Below are 18,951 nucleotides of genomic sequence, written 5' to 3' on the forward strand. Positions count from 1 at the left end.
GGGTGTAGGCGACCACCGAGCCGTCCGGGGACAGGGCCATGTCGCCTGCGCCCGCGAGTCCTTGGCCGCCCGCGTCGATCGGCGGGGCATCGCCGCGAAGGACGAAGGTGTGCGGTTCGGCGGGGCCGAGGTCCACGCCGTCGGCGCGGGTGGGGGTCGCCTCGTACAGGACCGCGGTGACGTGGGCCCGATCACGCTCGTGCAGCAGGGCGGCGTGGGTCTCGGCGTCCGCGGCGCCCGGCAGGAGAGCGGCCGTACAGGCGAGCGTGCGCGAACGAGAGGCGGCGGTGAACGCGGTCAGCCCGCCCGGGTGGTGGGCGGTCCGCTCTGCCTCACCGTTCGCGGTCAGCGCCCACAGGGCCGCTCCCGGCGGCTCCCGCGGGTCACGCTCGTCGGAGAGGAACAGCAGCGTGCCGTCGGCGGCGAAGGCGGGGGCACGGTCGCCCTGAACAGACCCGGTCACGGGCCGGGGTTCGCGCTCGCCCGCCGGATCCACCTCCCACAGCTCCGACACGTACCGCGAGCCCGCCTCGTCGAAGCTCTGGACGGACGCCACCAGGCGAGTGCCGTCGGGAGCGAGGGTCAGGCCGGTCGGACGAGGCTGTTCGACGAGGCGCTGGTGGAAGGTGCTCGGAGCGTTGGCCATGGGGGGCATCCTGCCCGTCGCACGTCAGGCGGTGCATCCGAGTTCCGAGGAAGCTGTGTACGTACACAGTTGATCTTCCTCACAAAAACCCCTCTAACCTCGTAGAAATACTGCTGACACACGTATTTACAGTCCACATCACGGCTCGTACTGTGAGCGTTCCCAGAACTCATCCCCATGGTCATGTCAGACAAGGAGGTCGGGATGACCGTCAAAGGTCCACGCCGCCTCGTGAGAGCCGCCATGCTCCTCGCGGCTCTCGCACTGCCCGCATCCCTGCTCACCACGCCCAGCGCATCCGCCGCCGGGACGCTCACCATGCGCGGTGCCGATGTGTCGACCGCCCAGCGCGCCCTCGACCTCGGCGCCAAGTACTACGACGCGAGCGGCACCGCCAAGGACCCGCTGGACATCCTCAAGGGCCTCGGCGTCAACTACGTCCGCCTGCGGGTCTGGAACAACCCCGCCAGCGGCTACAACAACAAGGCCAGGGTGCTGTCGTACGCGAAGCAGGTGAAGGCCAAGGGGCTGAAGCTGCTGGTCGACTTCCACTACTCGGACACCTGGGCGGACCCGGGCAACCAGAACAAGCCGGCGGCGTGGGCCGGTCACACCATCGGCCAGCTGCAGACCGACGTCTACAACTACACGTACGACGTCTGCAACAGCCTCAAGTCGCAGGGCACCACCCCGGACAGCGTGCAGATCGGCAACGAGATCAACGTCGGCATGCTGTGGAACGAGGGCAAGGTCGTCAACAACGACTTCACCAACCTCAGCCTGCTGCTCAAGTCGGGCTACAACGCGACCAAGGCGTGCAACAGCGGCACCCAGGTGATCATCCACACCGCCGACGCCGACAGTGACGCCAACGCCCGCTGGTTCTACGACGGCATCAAGGCCAAGGGCGTCAACTGGGACATCACCGGGCTGTCCTACTACTGCCCGTGGCACGGCACGATCGCCAACATGGGCAGTGTCGTGGCCGACATGAAGTCCCGCTACGGCAAGGACGTCATCATCGCCGAGACGGCCTACCCGTTCACCTCGGCCAACGCGGACAGCACCGCCAACTCCATCACGACGGGCTGCTCGGGTTACCCGCTCAGCTGGCAGGGCCAGGCGGACAACTTCACCGCCGTGCAGAACGCGGCCCGCAGCAACGGCGCGATCGGGGTCTTCTACTGGGAGCCCACCTGGTACGCGGTGACCGGCAACGGGTGGGACCCGGCCGACATCAACAACAGCGGCAACGGCTGGGACAACATGGCCGTCTTCAACTGGACCGGCAATGTGAACCCGAACATCAAGTGGACCCCGTAGGAGACCACTTGGCACCGGAGCGGCACCGTCCTCGGGCGGTGCCGTTCGCCGTTCCCGGGGCTCCCTCGAGCGGCGGGGCGGTAATCACCCCCCGCCATGGAGGCAGTGCAGGGGGTCACATTACCCTGGCGTAGCGCCTGAGCGAGGGAAGGAAGCCATGGGGGTCCAACTGGACAGCGGATCGGCAGCCGGTCACGAGTCGCTGGAGTCGATGAGCCTCGAACCGCTCATGACCCGCGACTACGAACGGGACCCGGCGATCGTGTACGAGCGGCTGCGCCGGGCGCACGGTCCGGTCGCGCCGGTCGACCTGCTGGGGGTGCCCGTCTGGCTCGTGCTGGGCTACGAGGAGGCGTACGAGGTCCTGCGCGACGACCACGCCTGGCCGAAGGGGCTGGAGAACTGGCGGGCGCGCAGGGAAGGCCGGCTCCCCGAGGACTGGCCGCTCGCGCCGTCGCTGGACGTCAACCACGTGCTGATCCAGGGCGGTGAGGGCTACCGCGGACTGAAGGTGGCCTGGGACACCGCGCTACGGCCCTTCCAGGACCCCCGGCACCCGGTGGCCAAGCGGCTCAAGGCGAAGATCACCCGTGACGCCGACGAGCTGATCTCCCTGTTCACCCAGGGCGGCCGCACCGGCTGGGCGGACCTGTCCGCGCAGTTCTCGCGGCCGCTGCCGCTCATGGTCGCCAGTCACCTGCTGGGCTTTCCGGGCTCGCAGCACGACGACGCGCTGATGGACATGTGGCGGGTCCTGGACGCGGGGCCGGACGCGGGGCCCGCGCTGGAGCGGCTGCTGGCCACCCTGTCGGAGCTCGGCGCGTGGAAGATGAAGCAGCCCGGCGACGACTTCCCCTCCTATCTGCTCGCCTCCCATCCCGGCCTGAGCGTCGAGGAGTTGTCCCGTGAGCTGATGATGCTGCTCGGCATGACCTCGGACCATGTCGGCATCCTGATCTCCAACACGGTCGTCGAGGTCATCACCGGCAACCTCCCCGCGAGCGCCAGCCTGTCGGCGGGGCTCATCAGGGAGACCATGAACCGGGTGGTGATGCAGAAGCCGCCGCTGATCAATTTCGTGCCGCGGTTCCCGCTGACCGACATGAAGCTCGGCGAGTACACCATCGCGGCGGGCGATCCGGTGTGGGTGTCGGTCGGGGCCGCGCACGCGGATCCGGCCTTCGCGGGAAAGGTCTGCCCCGAGTCGACCATCAGCACGCGGGCCCATCTGTCCTGGGGTGCCGGCCCGCGCCAGTGCCCGGCCCGGGAACTGGCCGGGGGCGCGGCGGCGATCGGCGTGAGCAGGCTCTTCGAGCGGCTGTCGGGGCTCGAGTTGTCGCTGCCGGTCGACCAACTGCCGTGGCGTTCGTCGCCGTTCATGCGCGGTCTGCGGTCGCTCCCGGTGCGTTACACGGTCTCGGGCACACCGGCCCTGCCGGTGCCCCCTCTCCCGCCCCTGGCCGCCACGGCCGGTTCCGCTCCGGCCGACGAGTCCGCCGTACGACCGCGTTCGTCGCTGTGGCGGTACCTGGCCGGGCTCGTGCGCGGGCGCTGACGGCACCCGGAACACGGCAGCGGGCCACGGACTCGGAGGAGTTCGTGGCCCACGCTGTGCCGCGGGACCCGGTCAGCCGACCGGAGGGGTGCGGATCGCGGCGATGTCGAACTGCAGGCGCACCTTCTCGCTGACCATGGCGCCGCCCTCGGCGAGTCTGGTGCTGTAGGTGAGGCCCCACTCGGAGCGGTTGATGGTGGTGGTGCCGTCGAAGCCGGCCCGCTGGTAGCCGAACGGGTCGGTGACATGGCCTATGTAGGTGAGTTCCAGGACCACGGGGCGGGTGATCGCCTTGATGGTGAGGTCGCCGGTCATCCGGTACACATCAGGGCCGACGACTTCCACGGCGGTGCTGACGAACCGCATGCGCGGGTAGCTCTCGGCGTCCAGGAAGTCCCGTCCCACGAGGTGCCCGTCGCGCTGTTCGACGCCGGTGTCGACGCTGCCGGTGGAGATGATGATCTCCGCCATCGAACGGGACGGGTCACGGCCGTCGAAGTAGAGGCGGCTCTGGTACTCCAGGAACGCCCCGCGCACGGTGGTCACCATGGCGTGGCGCACGGAGAAGCCGATCCTGCTGTGTGCGGGGTCGATCGCCCATTCCCCGGTCAGGGCCGCCAGTCCGGGATCGGGGAGGACGGCTGTGGCAGTGGCCGACGACCCGGTGGGGGGCTGGGAGACGTCGGCGGGTTCCGTGCGGTCTGCGCGACGGAACGTGGTGCCACGGTTGAACAAGTTCATGCATCACCTAATTACTGCACGGAACTTGTTGCCGCAAGCCGTGCTCCACTGTCGACGAAATATCCACGTGTTCGCCACACGGTTCCCCGAAAAGCGAGAGGTAAACGGCTAGTCGACGCCTACAAGGGCGCGCACTTCGAAGTCCTCGTAGGTCTCCTTTGCTTCGGGACGGCTGAGTACCGAACCCAGCCAGCCGAGCAGGAAGCCGGCCGGGATGGAGACGATTCCGGGATTCTGCAAGGGAAACCAGGCGAAATCGGCGTGCGGGTAGAGCGAGGCGGGAGCGGAGGAGACGACCGGGGAGAAGACGACGAGGAGCACCGAGGTGAGCAGCCCCCCGCAGAGGCTGAGGAGCGCGCCCTGCGCGGTGAACCGCCGCCAGAAGAGGCTGTAGACGAGGGTCGGAAGGATGGCGGACGCGGCGATGGCGAAGGCGAGGAAGGCGAGGGTCGCGGAGTTGGCGCCCCAGGAGACCAGGGCGAGCAGCATGCCGAGAACCCCGATGACGGCCGCCGCGAGCCGGGCCACGGCCAGCTCCTCCGTCTCGGTCGCCCTGCCCTTGCGGATCACCTCGCCGTACAGGTCGTGGGCGAGCGAGGAGGCGGCGGCCAGGGTGAGGCCCGCGGCGACCGCGAGGAGGGTGACGAAGGCGAGGCAGGACAGCAGGGCGGTCAGGACGGCGCCGCCCAGTTCGTGCGCGAGCAGCAGGACCGCCGCGTTGCCGGTGCGGTCGTTCTCCGCGATGGTGTCGCTGCCCAGGACGGCGGCGGCGCCGAGACCGAGGATGCCGGCCACGAGGCAGACGAAGCTGACCAGGCCCATGGCCCACACCACCGAGGTGCGCAGGACGTCGACCGACTTCGGGGCGAGCAGACGCATCATCACGTGCGGAAGGGCGGCGAGGCCGAGCACGATGGCCAACTGGAGGCTGAAGAAGTCGAGTTTGCTGGTGGCGCTGCCCCCGTACCGCAGTCCGGGTTCCAGGAACCGCGTGCCCTGCCCGCTGTTGTCGGCGGCCGCGGCGAGCAGGTTCTCGAAGTTCCAGTCGAAGCGGTGCATCACCATCACGCCGGCCACGGTGACACCGCAGATGAGCATGACCGCCTTCACGACCTGGATGAAGGTGGCGCCGGGCATGCCTCCGATGGCGGCGTAGACGATGACGATGGTGCCGATGACGATGACGCACAGGGTGCGGGTGGCGGTGCTGGGTTGGCCGGTGAACTGCGTCAACAGGGCGACACTGCCGACGAGTTGGGCCACCAGGTAGAGGGTGGTGATGGCCAGCGTGCACAGCGACAGGGCGAGGCGGACCGGCCGCTGCATGCGCGACAGCCGTATCGCCAGGGTGTCGCCGAGGGTGAATTTGCCGGTGTTGCGCAGGGGTTCGGCGATCAGCAGCAGGACCATCATCCAGGCGACCGCGGTGCCGCACAGGTAGAGGAGTCCGTCGTAGCCGGTCAGGGCGACCAGGCCGGTGCTGCCCAGGAGGGTCGCGGCCGAGAGGTAGTCGCCGCACATCGCCAGTCCGTTGCGCAGCGGGGACATGGCGCGGTTGCCGAGGTAGAACTCGCCGATCTCGTCGCGTTGGGGTGCGGTCAGCAACGCGGTGAACAGGGTCACGACGACCACGGACAGGAAGAGTACGAGCGTCAGCTGGAGGCTGAGGCGGTCCACGACGGAGGCGCCGAGCGTCACCACGGGCGGTACTCCTCGTCACGTGGGGCGTCACGTGGGGCCTCACGTAGAGCCGTGCGCGTCTCGAAGGCCGCGCGCTCGCGTTCCGCGCTCGCGTGGTGGCGGACCAGGCCGCGCAGCCCGCGGACCACCGGGGTGACCTGGGTGCGCGTGTGCACGAGGTAGCGCCACACGATCACGCCCATCAGCACGAACTGGCCCAGCCCCAGCGCGAGCCCGATCGTGAGATGGCCGCTCACGGAGGTGTTCATCAGGCCGGGCACGAAGCTGGACAGCAGGACGTACAGCAGGAAGCCGCCGACGGCGACAGCCGTGGCCCGGACACCGAAGCGCCGGTGGCGGCGGCGCAGCGACTGGTACGCGGGCTGACGGGACACCGACGGGTCGTAGGGGGTCGGCGGCCCGCCGAGCCCCAGGGAGTGCCGTGACACATGCACCTTCTTTACTGCCGCTTCTTCACTGCCACGCCGGTCGTTGCATCAAAGGCACACCGGAGCCGTGCGCTGTGCGGACGTGTGGGGATTCGTGAATCCGGAATTCGCGTGGAGGGCTGGCGACGAGGCCAGGACGGGGATTGTCGCAGCGCCCCCGTTGAACTATCAACCGGCCGGTCGAAGCGAATCAAGGAACTGACTCATTCGCATGGTTCGATTCGTGTACTCGGAATCCCACAGCCTGCGAAAAGGCCGACCACCGCAACAGGTCTGCACCTTTCCTCCGGCCAGGTTGTCTCAAATGCGGTGCACAGGGGAGCCCCTGGCCCGCAGCGGCCCTTGTCACTCCCGGACTAAGGCCGGCCTCCCGGGACTCACCTCGCGCAAACAGAACGGCGTTGGGCTCGGCCCGCGCCGGAGGCGCTGCCATATTCGAAGGCCACTTCGGAGGTGGCTGTGACACTAGAGGTGACGACGACACGTCTGCCGGACCGCACCGCCGACCGCGTCCTCGCGCTCGAAGCCCGCCGAGCGCAGGCCGTGGCCGGAGACCGGCCGAGAAGACGCGGCAAGTTCGGCGCCCGGGAGCGGATCGACCTGCTGCTGGATTCCGGCTCGTTCACCGAGACCGGTCTGTTCGTACGGGCCCGGCCGGCCGGGGACGACGCCGACCGCCCATACGGGGACGGCGTGATCACCGGGTACGGCACGGTCGACGGGCGTCCCGTCTGTGTCTTCTCCCAGGACTCCACGGTCTTCGGCGGCAGCATGGGCGAGGCCTTCGGCCAGAAGACCGTGGCCCTCATGGACCTCGCCCTCAGAACCGGGTGCCCGGTCATCGGACTCAACGACGGCGGCGGCGCCCGCATCCAGGAGGGCGTCGTCTCGCTCGCCCTCTACGCCGAGCTGGTGCGCCGCAACGTCCAGGCGTCCGGGGTCATCCCGCAGATCTCCGTCGTCCTCGGCCCGTGTGCCGGAGGGGCCGCCTACTCCCCCGCCATCACCGACTTCACCGTCATGGTGGACGGGGCCTCGCACATGTTCGTCACCGGGCCCGATGTCATCGAGGCGGTCACCGGGGAGCGCACCAGCGCCGAGGAGCTGGGCGGCGCCCTCACCAGCAACTCCCGCAACGGCAACGCCCACTTCCTCGCCGCCGACGAGACGGAGGCCCTGGACACCGTACGGGAGCTGCTGTCGTACCTGCCCGTCAACAACCTGGAGCGGCCACCGCAGTACGCCCCGCTGCCGCCGCCCGCCGACATCCCGCTCGACGAGATCGTGCCGGACCGGCTCGGGCAGGCCTACGACATGCGGGACATCCTGCGGGCGGTCGTCGACGACGGTGAACTCCTGGAAGTGCAGGAGCTGTTCGCGCCGAACATCATCTGCGCGCTGGCCCTCGTCGAGGGCACGTCCGTCGGAGTCGTCGCCAACCAGCCGCTGCACGCGGCCGGGGTGCTGGACATCGACGCCTCCGAGAAGGCCGCGCGGTTCGTACGGTTCTGCGACGCGTTCGGGATTCCGCTGCTGACCTTCGCCGACGTACCAGGCTATCTCTCCGGGGTCCGCCAGGAGCAGGCCGGGATCATCCGGCGCGGCGCCAAGCTGCTGTACGCCTACGCCGAGGCGAGCGTGCCGAAGGTGACCGTGGTGGTGCGCAAGGCGTACGGCGGCGGGTACGCCGTGATGGGCTCCAAGCACCTGGGCGCCGACATCAACCTCGCCTGGCCCACCGCGCGGATCGCCGTGATGGGCGCCGAGGGCGCGGTGGGTGTCCTGCACCGGCGTGAACTCGCCGCCTCCGACGACCCCGAGACGTTGCGGGCCCGGCTCGTGGACGCCTACGAGACCACCCACGGCACGCCCTACCTCGCCGCCGAGCGCGGGTACGTCGACGCCGTCATCGCCCCGCGCGACACCCGTGACCACATCTGCCGTGCCCTGCGCGCGCTGCGCGGCAAGCGTGCCCCGATGCCGGAGCGCCGGCACGGCAACATCCCGCTCTGACCTGCCTCGCGAGGAGACCCGCCCGATGGACATCCGCCGTCCCCCGCTCGCCCCCGCGTTCCGGAGTCTGCCGGAGTACGTACGTCACTGGGCCCACACCACCCCGGACCGCCGGGCCTTCACCTTCGTCGACCATCCCGCCCCGCACTCGCGCGGTGTCCACCGCACCCTGACCTGGCGGCGGCTGGACGTGCGGGTGCGGGCGGTGGCCGCCCGGCTCGCCGAGGAGGCCGAGCCCGGGGCACGGGTCGCGGTGCTGTGCCCCCAGGGGCTGGAGTACGTCACCGGGTTCCTCGGAGCGCTCGCGGCGGGCATGGTCGCCGTACCGATGTATCCGCCGGGTCTGCCCGGGCACGGCGACCGGCTCGCGGCCGTCCTGGCGGATGCGCAGCCCGCGGTGGTCGTGACAATCAGTCAGGTCGCCGACCAAGTGCGGGAGTTGTGCGGGGACACCGCCGCGCGGGTCGTCGCCGTGGACCAGGTGCCCGATGCCACCGCGAGGGAACTGCCGCCGCCCGAGGGGGAGATCGCCTACCTCCAGTACACCTCCGGGTCGACGCGCACCCCCGCGGGTGTGGAGATCGGGCACGCCAACGTCGTCGCCAACGCCCGGCAGGCGCTGGGCGCCTACGGTGCCGACGTCCATCCCGTGACCTGTGTGGGCTGGCTGCCGCTCTACCACGACATGGGGCTCGTCCTCAGTGTCGCCGCCCCCGTCGTGCGCGGGGTGCTGTCGGTGCTCATGGACCCGGTCGCCTTCCTGCACGAACCCGCGCGCTGGCTGCGGCTGCTGTCCGCGCATCCGCGGGCGCTGAGCGCGGCGCCCAACTTCGCCTACGACTACTGCGCCTCGACGGTGACCGAAGCGCAGAAGGCGGACCTGCGGCTGGACGGGGTCGTCGCGCTGATCAACGGCAGCGAACCGGTCCGCCCCACCACGGCCGACCGATTCCAGGCCGCCTTCGCCGGTCAGGGACTCGTCGCGGAGACCCACTGCCCGTCGTACGGGCTCGCCGAGGCGACCGTCTTCGTCAGCGCCGCCCGGCCCGGGGAGCCGGTGCGCCGGTTCGCCCTCGACCGGGACGCCCTCGCCGAGGGGAAGGCGCTGCCCGCACGGCCCGACGATCCCCGGGCCGTGCTGCTGGCGGGCTGCGGAACTCCGGTGGGCCAGGAGGTCCGCATCGTCGACCCGGTCTCCGGCGCCCAGCTGTCCGAGGGCGAGGTCGGTGAGATCCAGGTGCGGGGTCCCAACGTGGGCCGCGGCTACTGGAACCGGGACGAGCAGACCCGGCGGGTCTTCGGCACGGACGGCCGGCTGCGCACCGGTGACCTGGGGACGGTCCTGGAGGGGCAGTTGATCGTCACCGGCCGGCTGAAGGACCTGATCGTCATCGACGGACGCAACCACTATCCGCAGGACCTGGAGGCCACCGTCCAGGACGCGCATCCGGCGGTGCGGCGCGACCGGCTCGCCGCGTTCGGGGTGGCGGGCGCCTCCGCTGAGCGGGTGGTCGTGGTGGCCGAGCACGCGCGGACCACGAGCCTCGCCGAGATCGACGTACCGGCTCTGGTGCGGGACGTGCGTGCGGCCGTGTCCGGGCGGCACGGGGTGCGGCTCGCCGATGTGCTCCTGGTCCCGCCGGGCACGGTGCCGCGGACGTCGAGCGGCAAGGTGTCGCGGGCGCTGACGCGTGAGCGGTATCTGGCGGGTGCCTACGGGACGGGCGGCGCCGCGTGAGGGGCATGGACGCGAGCGCGGTGCGCCGGCTGGTCGCGGAGCGCGTCGCCGGCTGGACCGGCACGGCCGTGGCGGACGTTCCGATGGACCGGCCCCTGGCGGACCTCGGCATGTCCTCGCGGGACGCGGTCGTGCTCGCCGGGGACCTCGCCCGGCTCACGGGCCGGGAGCTGCCGCCGACGCTGCTGTGGGAGGCGCCCACCGGGGAGGCCCTGGTGGCACACCTGTGTCGGATGCCCGCACAGAACGTGCAGACCGCGCCGCCGACGCCCGACCCGGTGGCTCCCCCTGCGGAACCCGTCGCCGTGATCGGCCTCGGCTGCCGTCTTCCGGGCGGGGTGCACGGCCCGGCGGACTACTGGCGGCTGCTGACCGACGGCGTCGACGCGATCGGACGGGTCCCCGAGGACCGTTGGCGCGACTTCACCCCCTTCCCGCCCGAGGACGCGCCCCGGTACGGCGGCTACCTCGACGACATCGCCGGGTTCGACGCGGACTTCTTCCGGATCACCCCGCGCGAGGCCGCCGTCATGGACCCGCAGCAGCGGATCCTCCTGGAGGTCGTCCACGAGGCCCTCGCCCACGCCGCCGTCCCGGCCGCCTCCCTCGCGGGCACCGCGACCGGTGTCTTCGTCGGGGTCTCCGCCCCGGAGTACGGCTCGCTCACCGGCTCCGACCCGGCGGCCGTGGACCCCTGGGCGCCAGCGGGCGGTGCGCTGAGCGTGACCGCGGGCCGGCTGGCGTACGTCCTGGACACCCGCGGACCGAGCATGGCCGTGGACACCGCCTGCTCCTCCTCGCTGGTCGCGGTGCACCACGCCTGCGTGAGCCTGCGCACCGGCGAGAGTGACACGGCGATCGCCGCGGGCGTCAACCTGCTGCTCTCCCCCACGGTCAGCATGGCTTTCCGGCGGGCGGGCGCCCTCGCGCCGGACGGGCGGTGCAAGCCCTTCTCGCCGGACGCCGACGGCATCGGACGCGGTGAGGGCTGTGCGGCCGTGCTCCTGAAGCGGCTGTCCGACGCCGAGCGGGACGGCGACCGCGTGCTCGCCGTCATCCGCGCCACGGCCGTCAACTCCGACGGCCGCTCCAACGGCCTCCTCGCCCCCAACCCGGCCGCCCAGCAGGCCCTGTTGACCACCGCGTACGCGCGGGCCGGACTCACTCCCGCCCACGTCGACTACGTCGAGGCGCACGGCACCGGCACCCCGCTCGGCGACCCGATCGAGGCGGGCGCGCTCGGCACGGTGCTCGGCGCGGGCCGCGACCCCGACCAGCCGCTGCTGCTGGGCTCCGTGAAGTCGAACCTGGGGCACCTGGAGTCCGCAGCGGGCATCGCCGGGCTGGTGAAGGCGGTGCTCGCCCTGCACCACGACGTCATCCCGCCGTCCCTGCACTGCACCGAGGGCAGCGCCCTGGACGACGTACGCCTGCGCGTGGTCACCGAGGGCGAGCCCTGGCCGCGCTACGGCGGTACGGCCGTCGCCGGGGTCTCCGGTTTCGGGTTCGGCGGCACCAACGCCCACGCCGTACTGGAGGAGTGGCGGCCCGGCGTCCTGCCCTCGCGCCCGGCCGAGGAACCCGGCGCCCGCCTCCACCTCCTGTCCGACGTGGACGAGGAGCGGCTGCGGGACACCGCGGCCCGGCTGGCCGACTGGCTGCCGACAGCGGCCGCGCACCCCGCCGACGTGGCCCGCACACTGGCCGGACGGACGGGCCGCGGAGGGGTGCGCGCCGCGGTGGTCGCGCGGGACCGTGCCGAACTCGCGGACGGACTGGACGCGTTGGCGCAGGGCCGCCCGCACGGGCAGGTCGTGACCGGTGAGGGTGATCGGGTGGGGCCCGGCCCGGTGTGGGTCTTCTCCGGGTACGGCAGCCAGTGGGCCGGGATGGGACGCCGGCTGCTGGCCGAGGAGCCCGCCTTCGCCGCCGCCGTGGAGAAGCTCGACGCGGAGTGCGGACTGTCACTCTACGACCGTCTCGCGTCCGGGAGCGGGCTCGACCGGCTGGAGGTGGCCCAGCCCGTCCTGTTCGGACTCCAGGTGGCGCTCGCCGAGCTGTGGCGTTCCTACGGCGTCGAACCCGCAGCCGTCATCGGCCACTCCCTGGGCGAGGTGGCCGCCGCGGTGTGCGCGGGCGCCCTGGACGTGGCGGAGGGCGCCCGGATCGTCGCCGTACGGGCCCGGCTGCTCAGCCGGCTGCGGGGCGGGGCCATGGCGGTCGTCGACCTCGACGACGGGGAACTCGGCGCCCTGGCCCGGGACTTCCCCGGTGTTCATGTCGCCGTCCACTCCTCGCCCGGGCAGAAGGTCGTCACCGGCGAGGAACCCGCGGTGGCGCGCCTCGTGCGGTGGCTGGAGGGACAGGGGCGGACCGCTCGGTCCATGCGGGTCGTCGGTGCCGGGCACTCGCCCCAGGTCGAGCCGCTGCTGGCCGAGTTGACCGAGTCCCTGGCCGACGTCGGAGGCAGAGCGCCTCGGGTGCCCGTGTACTCCACCGTCCTGGACGACCCGCGCGGTGACTGCGTCTTCGACGCCGCGCACTGGGCCGCGAACCTGCGGCGGCCCGTACGGCTGGACCGGGCCGTCGCCGCGGCCGCGGCCGACGGCCACACCGCCTTCGTCGAGATCTCCCCGCACCCGGTCCTGGGCCGGGCCGTCACCGACAACGTGCCCGGTGCCCTCGCGATCGGCACGCTGCGGCGGGACGCCGACGGATGCGCCGACTTCCTCGCCCAGGTGGGGACCCTGTACTGCGCGGGCGGGCGGCTGCCGCTGCCGCCGGGGCGGATCGTCGACCTGCCCGCGCCGCGCTGGAAGCATGTGCGGCACTGGTGGACGGACGGTCGGGCGGCGGCGCCCGCGGAGGTGCGGCCTCCAGAGGTTCACGCCGAGCAGGACACCTCGGTCGCCGGCCGCCTGTGCCATCACATTGCCACCGTCACCGGCCACCCCGCCGGCCGCATCACCCCTTCCACCGCGCTGGCCGACCTCGGGCTCGACTCGCTGATGGCGGTCCGGGTCCGCACCGCCCTGCGGCGCGAGTTCGCCGTCGAGCTGCCGCTGCGCGACCTGCTCGGCGCCACCACGGTCCAGGAGGTCGCCGACCGGGTCCTGACCACCGGCCCGGTACGCCCGCTGCGCGTCACCGGCAGCCGTCCCCCGCTCTTCCTCGTGCACGCCGCCGGCGGAACACCCGACGTCTACCGGGCACTTGCCGAACGCCTGGGTGACGAGCGGCCCGTGTACGGTCTCGACCGCCTCGAGGACGCCCCGACGGTGACCGAGAAGGCGCGCCGCTACGCGGAGGCCGTCACCGCCGTCCACCCCGACGGGCCCTGTCTGCTGGGCGGTTGGTCCTTCGGCGGCTTCGTCGCGCAGGAGACCGCGCGGCAACTGACCGCCGTGGGGCGGGTCGTGGAGCTGGTGGTCCTCATCGACTCCGTACGGCCGCTCCCCCAGCCGGAGCGCACCCCGGCCGACCGGCTCCGCGCCCACTTCGAGGGGTTCGCCCGCCACGTCCGCGACGCCTACGGGGTCCCGCTGGAGCTGCCGTACGACGAGCTCGTCGCGATGGACGACGACAGCGAACGCATCGACACCGTGCTGGAGATCCTGCGCGCCTCCGCCGAGGTGCCGCCCGCCGCCCTGCAACATCAGCGCTGCTCCTACCTGGACCTGAGGATCGGCGAGGCCCACCGGCCGGGCCGCTACGACGGGCGGGTGGTCCTGTTCCGGGCCACGGAGCCCGCTCCGCACACCGTGCGCGACCCCGCCTACGAGCGCGACGACCGGGCGCTGGGCTGGGACGAGGTGTGCCCGCGCCTGACCGTCGTACCGGTGGCGGGACATCACCTGTCGCTGCTCGACCCACCGCACGTCGACGAGATCGCCGCCCATCTGGGGCGCGAGCTCGCCCCAGGGACCCACTGAACGTGATCCGAGGAGAGCCGCCATGCACCGTCGCAGCACCGGAGTGTCCCGCCGTACCGTCACCAGAGCCGCGGCCGGTGCCGGTCTGGCCGTCCTGTTCGGCGCCCGGACCGCCTCCGCGCTCGGGTCCCGCACCGTCGACGTGTCCGTGTCCTCCGCCGCACTGGGCCGCAGCGCCCCGGTGCGGCTGATCCTGCCGACGGGGTTCGACCCGCGGGCCTCCCGCACCTACCCCGTGCTGTACCTGCTGCACGGCGCCCATGACGACTACACGTCCTGGACGCGGGAGACGGACATCGAGGCCTTCACCGCGGGGCGGGACCTGATCGTGGCGATGCCCGACGCGGGCCCCACGGGCATTCCCACCGCCTGGCGCGGCGGCCCCGACTACGAGACCTTCCAGCTGAAGGAGGTCCCGGCACTGCTCGCCCGCGACTACCGGGCCTCCGGTGTGCGGGTCGTCGCGGGGGTGTCCACGGGCGGCTACGGCGCCATGGCGCACGCGGCCCGGCATCCCGGCGTGTTCACCGCTGCGGCCTCCTACAGCGGGATCCTCGACACCAGGGCGCCCGGTGTGCCCACCCTCATGGACGCCATCGTGGCCCGCGAGAACCTGGTGCCCACCTCGCTGTGGGGCAACCCGTTCCTGAACCTGCTCACCTGGCTCGACTTCAACCCGCGCGACCGTGCGGCGGGACTGCGCGGCACCGCCCTGTACGTCTCCAGCGGCAGCGGGCTGGCCGGGGGCACGGGCGACTGGCTGCCCGAGGCGCTGGAGAGCGCGCTGTGGCCCTCCGCGCACAGCTTCACCGACACCCTCGCACTGCTGCGCATCCCGGTCACCACGCACTTCTACGCAGGAGGAGGGCACAGCTGGGCCTACTGGAAGCAGGAGTTCACCGCGTCGTGGCCGATGCTCGCGCGAGGGCTGGGGGTGCCGCAGTGAAGTCGGTACCGTCGGGACACGGAACGCAACGCAGGGGACGTCCGTCCAACACAGGACTTACCCCTCGTCCCACGGGCAACGGCCCGCGGGTGAGCCGCTTCCGGGTGAAAGGAGGGCCTCCTTTGGCCACCCCAGTCCCGCACGGTGCTCCGGAGAACCTAGGCACCGCCCCGGTACCCCCCGACCTCGCCGAACTGCTGCGTTCCCAGCTGGCGGAGGTCGCCGACGAGGTCGAGGAGGAGGTCCGCCGGCAGGTCCCCGAGTACGCGCGCCCGGCCGACGGGACCTACCGCGAACACCTCAGAGCCGGTGTGGTGCAGGCGCTGACCCTGTTCGTCGACCACATCGCCGATCCGCGCGGCCGCGGGGACGCGATCGCGGCGACGTACTACGAACTCGGGCGCGGCGAGGCCCTGGAGGGGCGCAGCCTGGACGCGCTGCAGTCCGCGCTGCGGGTCGGGGGGCTGCACGCCTGGCGGCTGATGGGCCGTACGGCGGAGGAGCTCGGCCTCGACTCCGCGGCGGTCACGGCGCTGGGCGAACTCGCCTTCCGCACCGTGCACGAGGTCGCGGAGGCGGCTGCGGCCGGGTTCTCCGAGGCCCGCTCGCACAACACGGACGAGCTGGAACGGCGGCGCAGACGCCTGCTGGACCTACTGCTCGGCGACGGGCCGGTCGCGCCGGCCGCGGTGCAGGATCTGGCCCACGGTGCCCGGTGGACGGTGCCCAGGCAGGTCGCGGTCGTAGCGCTCGCGGCCACCCCGGACCAACGGGAGGAGGACTGGCCGCTGGCCGCCGCGGGGGCGCTGGTGGACATGGAGTCGCGGCCGCCCCGGATGCTGATCCCCGACCCTGACGGCTCCGCGCGTTTCGGCGGGCGGGCGTTCAGCCTCGCGCTGCGCGGGCGGCCGGCCGCGATCGGGCCGACGGTGCCGCTCACGGACGCCGCCCAGTCGCTGCGCTGGGCCACCAGGGCACTGGGGTTGATGGGGCGCGGGATCCTTCCCCGGCAGGGGGTGGTGCGCTGCGCCGACCATCTGTCGACTCTGCTGCTGCACAGCGACGAGCCGATGCTCGACCAGCTGCGGGCGCGGGTTCTCGCACCGCTCGACACGGTGTCGGAGGGGCAGCGGGAGCGGCTCGCCGAGACCCTGCTGGCGTGGCTGCTCAGCGGCAGCAATGTGCCCGACGTCGCCGCCCGTCTCCATGTCCATCCGCAGACGGTGCGTTATCGGCTGCGTCAGCTGGAGAAAGTCTTCGGTGACGCCCTGCACGATCCCTGCTCCCGTCTGGATCTCATTCTGGCACTCACCACCGCACAAAAGAACGAGGAATTCTTGAATTCCCGTCCATAACACAGTGCTTGGTCAAGCGAATACCTTCGGGACATCCTTTCCACAGGCGTTTCACACGCCCCACCCGCAAAAGGATCCCCCCATGCGTATTCGCTTGTACCTCGCCGCGCTCTCGCTGGTCGGCGGGGCCGGAGTGGCCGCCGTCACGGCACCGCAGGCGTCCGCCGCCCCCTGCTCGGACATCGACGTCGTCTCCGCTCGCGGCACGTTCGAGCCGGGCAACCTGGGCCTGATCGTCGGCGACCCGGTGTACTCCGCCCTGCAGAAGAAGCTCACGGGCCGCAGTCTGACCAGCTACAAGGTGAACTACCCCGCGGACCTGTCCCTCACCTCGGCCGCACAGGGCAACGCGGATCTGGTGAACCACGTGAACAGCCAGGCGTCCTCGTGTCCGAACCAGCGGTTCATTCTGGTCGGCTATTCGCAGGGCGCGAACGTCGTCGACAACTCCATCGGCATCAGCAGCGCCGGTGCGGTGGTCGGCAGTCCCATCGTGGCCAGCATTCCCGCCGCACTGCAGTCGCGGGTGGCCGCGGTCCTGCTGTTCGGCAATCCGATCCGGGCGATCGGCAAGAGCGTCACCGGCACGTACCAGAGCCGCACCATCGACTTCTGTGCCAAGGGCGACCCCGTCTGTGAGGCGGGCGGCGGCGACACGCTGGCGCACCTCGGCTATACGGCGAACGCCGACGCGGCGGCGACCTTCGCCGCCGGCAAGGTCTGAGCCGGGCGACGGCATGAAGAAGGGCCCGGGAGGAACTCCTGCCGGGCCCTTCCCCCTTGTGGTGGTTATCGGGGTGTGCGGGCGAACGCGGTGAGGGCGGTGGACACCGGCTCGGGCCGGCCGTTGTTCTGTACCGGCGCCGCCGTCAGCACGTCGAGGTGCTGGTAGCCGTCCGCGATCACGGGGTGCAGGTCGGCGGGGGCCCGCCCGGCGAGCAGTCCGTCGCCCGCGAGGACGGTGAGCGTCGGGTTGGCGGTGAGCCCGTCCGGGTGCACGACGAGCCGCTTGACCTGGGGGGAGGTGGACAGTTCGAGGTCGGTGACGAGCTTGGTCGGGAAGTACTGCTCGGTGAAGTCCAGCGGCTGTGCGGCCATGCTGCGCGCCAGCTCCTGGATGTCGGTGACCTCCTTGCCCGCGGCAGTGAACGGCGTCCCGTCCGAGGACCGGTACCCGGGGTCGTCCGGATCGCCGACGCGGTCGTAGTTGCGCCAGGTGTACAGCGGACCGTGGGGCACGGCCGGGATGGCCTTGTACTCGGTGCCGAAGAGGCCCGGCTGCGACGAACTCCCGTTGGCCGCGGGGAAGTTCTTGTCGGTGATCGGTCCCCCGTCGAAGAAGCCGACACTGCTCTGCAGGAAGGCGAGCGGTACGGACTGGTCGTCCATCAGTGAGCCCAGCACCGCCTGGTTGGTGAGCCGGAAGTCCTTCACCGCGGGGGAGCCGGTGAGGAAGGTGGCGGTGTCCTTGGAGAACAGGAAGCGGTTGGTGGCCTCGATGTTGGTGCTGGCGGGCAGATAGCTCGGCAGGTCGGCCTCGCCGCCCGGATCCTGCAGGGCACCCACGCCCGCGATGGCGAGCAGGGTCATGGTCTCCGGGTTGAGCAGGACGGGCGCGGACAGTGAGCGCGGGAGCACTCCGCTGTCGAGTCCGGCCTGGACGACGCCGTACCCGAGGCCGATGTCGGGCAGGTTGGTGTCGTCCGGGATGCTGCCGCTCAGGTCGCCGAGCGAGGTGGAGACGGTGGTGTCGAGGGCGAAGTAGCCGGCGCACTGGTTGTGTCCGGCGTCGGCGGTGGTGGCGGGGTCGCCGTCGAAGTCGGCGGCGGCGAAGTAACCGGTGATGACACCGCCGAGCGAGTGGCCGCCGCACAGCACCTTGTCCTTGCGGACGCGCTGGTCGGGCAACTCGGCGGTGAGCAGGGTGTATTCGTCGCGGACGGTCTGCTCGATGCCGAGCTTCGCCATCCAGCCGAGCTTGTCGTTGCCGACGAACCCGGCGAAGGTGCGGCCCTGGACCTGCTTGCCGCGGTAGTAGTAGTCGACGGCGGTGTGCTGGTCCCCGGAGGCGATGCCGGTGCGGTCCTCCAGGCAGTTGGAGCGCCGGTCCAGGGCCCAGAACTCGATGTGCCGGCCCTGCTCGGCGGCTCGGGTCACGGTGTTGCGGGCGACGCTGTCGAAGGCTCCGGCGCCCTCCAGGATGCCTGGCTGGGCGACCAGGACCCGGTCGGCGTCCGCCGAGGCGGCGGGGCCGTCGGCGGACCGGTAGCGCAGGTACGACAGCCAGTCGCATGCCGCGGGCCGGGCGCCGAAGGACGCGGGCAGGGGGGCTTTCACCCGCACCACGGTCTCGGTGACGCCGGCGCTCGTGCCCACGGCGGTCTCGGTTCTCGCGCTGTCTCCCTGGGCGTCGGGGGACGACACGGTGAACGCCCCGGTGGTCAGCAGCACCGCCAGCGCTGCGGTGCGCCACCTGTTTCCTCTGCTGCGACTCGTGTTCATGCTGGGACCGTAGGGCGGCGCGGGCCACGCCCTCGGGAGTTGCTCACAAGAACGCAGGGCCCGGTGCACGC

At 71.6% G+C, this 18,951-nt stretch carries 12 protein-coding genes and 1 pseudogene; 8 read left to right on the top strand and 5 right to left on the bottom strand.

The features are described 5' to 3' along the window. Positions 1-646 (bottom strand): annotated as a pseudogene (locus ACFVYN_RS35065) (S9 family peptidase); the annotation flags it as partial. A 204-nt stretch (positions 647-850) separates the two neighbouring features. Between ACFVYN_RS35065 and ACFVYN_RS35070 the strand changes: the two are divergent. Further along, entirely contained in the window at positions 851-1,969 is a 1,119-nt protein-coding gene (locus tag ACFVYN_RS35070; protein WP_390006024.1) for an arabinogalactan endo-beta-1,4-galactanase, read from the top strand. A gap of 157 nt (positions 1,970-2,126) precedes the next feature. After that, complete coding sequence (locus ACFVYN_RS35075) at positions 2,127-3,524, top strand: cytochrome (RefSeq protein WP_390006026.1); 1,398 nt, start codon at positions 2,127-2,129, stop codon at positions 3,522-3,524. 72 nt (positions 3,525-3,596) lie between these two features. On the opposite strand, the gene ACFVYN_RS35080 is transcribed toward ACFVYN_RS35075, so the two are convergent. The 3 genes from ACFVYN_RS35080 to ACFVYN_RS35090 form a co-directional block, all read right to left on the bottom strand. Then, positions 3,597-4,265 (bottom strand): YceI family protein, encoded by a 669-nt coding sequence (locus ACFVYN_RS35080; protein WP_390006027.1) that lies wholly within the window; start codon positions 4,263-4,265, stop codon positions 3,597-3,599. A 108-nt stretch (positions 4,266-4,373) separates the two neighbouring features. Further along, complete coding sequence (locus ACFVYN_RS35085) at positions 4,374-5,966, bottom strand: cation acetate symporter (protein ID WP_390006029.1); 1,593 nt, start codon at positions 5,964-5,966, stop codon at positions 4,374-4,376. Continuing rightward, positions 5,960-6,394: a DUF485 domain-containing protein gene (locus ACFVYN_RS35090; RefSeq protein ID WP_390006031.1), complete on the bottom strand. Its 435-nt coding sequence runs from the start codon at positions 6,392-6,394 to the stop codon at positions 5,960-5,962. The genes ACFVYN_RS35085 and ACFVYN_RS35090 overlap by 7 nt, the downstream gene beginning before the upstream one ends. Positions 6,395-6,865: 471 nt before the next feature. On the opposite strand from ACFVYN_RS35090, the gene ACFVYN_RS35095 reads away from it, so the two are divergent. The 6 genes from ACFVYN_RS35095 to ACFVYN_RS35120 all read left to right on the top strand — a co-directional run bounded on the left by ACFVYN_RS35095 (position 6,866) and on the right by ACFVYN_RS35120 (position 17,102). Continuing rightward, entirely contained in the window at positions 6,866-8,407 is a 1,542-nt protein-coding gene (locus ACFVYN_RS35095; protein WP_390006033.1) for an acyl-CoA carboxylase subunit beta, read from the top strand. A gap of 25 nt (positions 8,408-8,432) precedes the next feature. Then, the gene (locus ACFVYN_RS35100; protein WP_390006035.1) at positions 8,433-10,145 is read left to right on the top strand and encodes a fatty acyl-AMP ligase; all 1,713 of its coding nucleotides are present in this window, start codon (positions 8,433-8,435) and stop codon (positions 10,143-10,145) included. 5 nt (positions 10,146-10,150) lie between these two features. Then, positions 10,151-14,077, top strand: a complete 3,927-nt coding sequence (locus ACFVYN_RS35105; protein ID WP_390006036.1) for a beta-ketoacyl synthase N-terminal-like domain-containing protein — start codon at positions 10,151-10,153, stop codon at positions 14,075-14,077. A gap of 22 nt (positions 14,078-14,099) precedes the next feature. Further along, positions 14,100-15,023, top strand: a complete 924-nt coding sequence (locus ACFVYN_RS35110; RefSeq protein ID WP_390006037.1) for an alpha/beta hydrolase — start codon at positions 14,100-14,102, stop codon at positions 15,021-15,023. Positions 15,024-15,145: 122 nt separating this feature from the next. Beyond that, positions 15,146-16,378, top strand: a complete 1,233-nt coding sequence (locus tag ACFVYN_RS35115) for a PucR family transcriptional regulator (protein WP_390006038.1) — start codon at positions 15,146-15,148, stop codon at positions 16,376-16,378. A gap of 82 nt (positions 16,379-16,460) precedes the next feature. Beyond that, positions 16,461-17,102, top strand: coding sequence for a cutinase family protein (locus tag ACFVYN_RS35120; protein ID WP_390006040.1), 642 nt, complete (start codon positions 16,461-16,463; stop codon positions 17,100-17,102). Between the two features lie 65 nt (positions 17,103-17,167). Here the strand turns inward: ACFVYN_RS35120 and ACFVYN_RS35125 are convergent, their stop codons facing one another. Then, positions 17,168-18,880, bottom strand: coding sequence for a hypothetical protein (locus ACFVYN_RS35125; protein ID WP_390006042.1), 1,713 nt, complete (start codon positions 18,878-18,880; stop codon positions 17,168-17,170). Positions 18,881-18,951: the final 71 nt, after the last annotated feature.

The organism is Streptomyces sp. NPDC058307, from assembly GCF_042880295.1.
Lineage (GTDB): Bacteria > Actinomycetota > Actinomycetes > Streptomycetales > Streptomycetaceae > Streptomyces.

Excerpts from the sequence above, each read along its gene's own strand:
- ACFVYN_RS35120 (WP_390006040.1), top strand. The coding sequence starts at position 16,461 with ATGCGTATTCGCTTGTACCTCGCCGCGCTCTCGCTGGTCGGCGGGGCC.
- ACFVYN_RS35110 (WP_390006037.1), top strand. The coding sequence starts at position 14,100 with ATGCACCGTCGCAGCACCGGAGTGTCCCGCCGTACCGTCACCAGAGCC.
- ACFVYN_RS35105 (WP_390006036.1), top strand. The coding sequence starts at position 10,151 with ATGGACGCGAGCGCGGTGCGCCGGCTGGTCGCGGAGCGCGTCGCCGGC.
- ACFVYN_RS35100 (WP_390006035.1), top strand. The coding sequence starts at position 8,433 with ATGGACATCCGCCGTCCCCCGCTCGCCCCCGCGTTCCGGAGTCTGCCG.
- ACFVYN_RS35080 (WP_390006027.1), bottom strand. The coding sequence starts at position 4,265 with ATGAACTTGTTCAACCGTGGCACCACGTTCCGTCGCGCAGACCGCACG.
- ACFVYN_RS35070 (WP_390006024.1), top strand. The coding sequence starts at position 851 with ATGACCGTCAAAGGTCCACGCCGCCTCGTGAGAGCCGCCATGCTCCTC.
- ACFVYN_RS35075 (WP_390006026.1), top strand. The coding sequence starts at position 2,127 with ATGGGGGTCCAACTGGACAGCGGATCGGCAGCCGGTCACGAGTCGCTG.
- ACFVYN_RS35125 (WP_390006042.1), bottom strand. The coding sequence starts at position 18,880 with ATGAACACGAGTCGCAGCAGAGGAAACAGGTGGCGCACCGCAGCGCTG.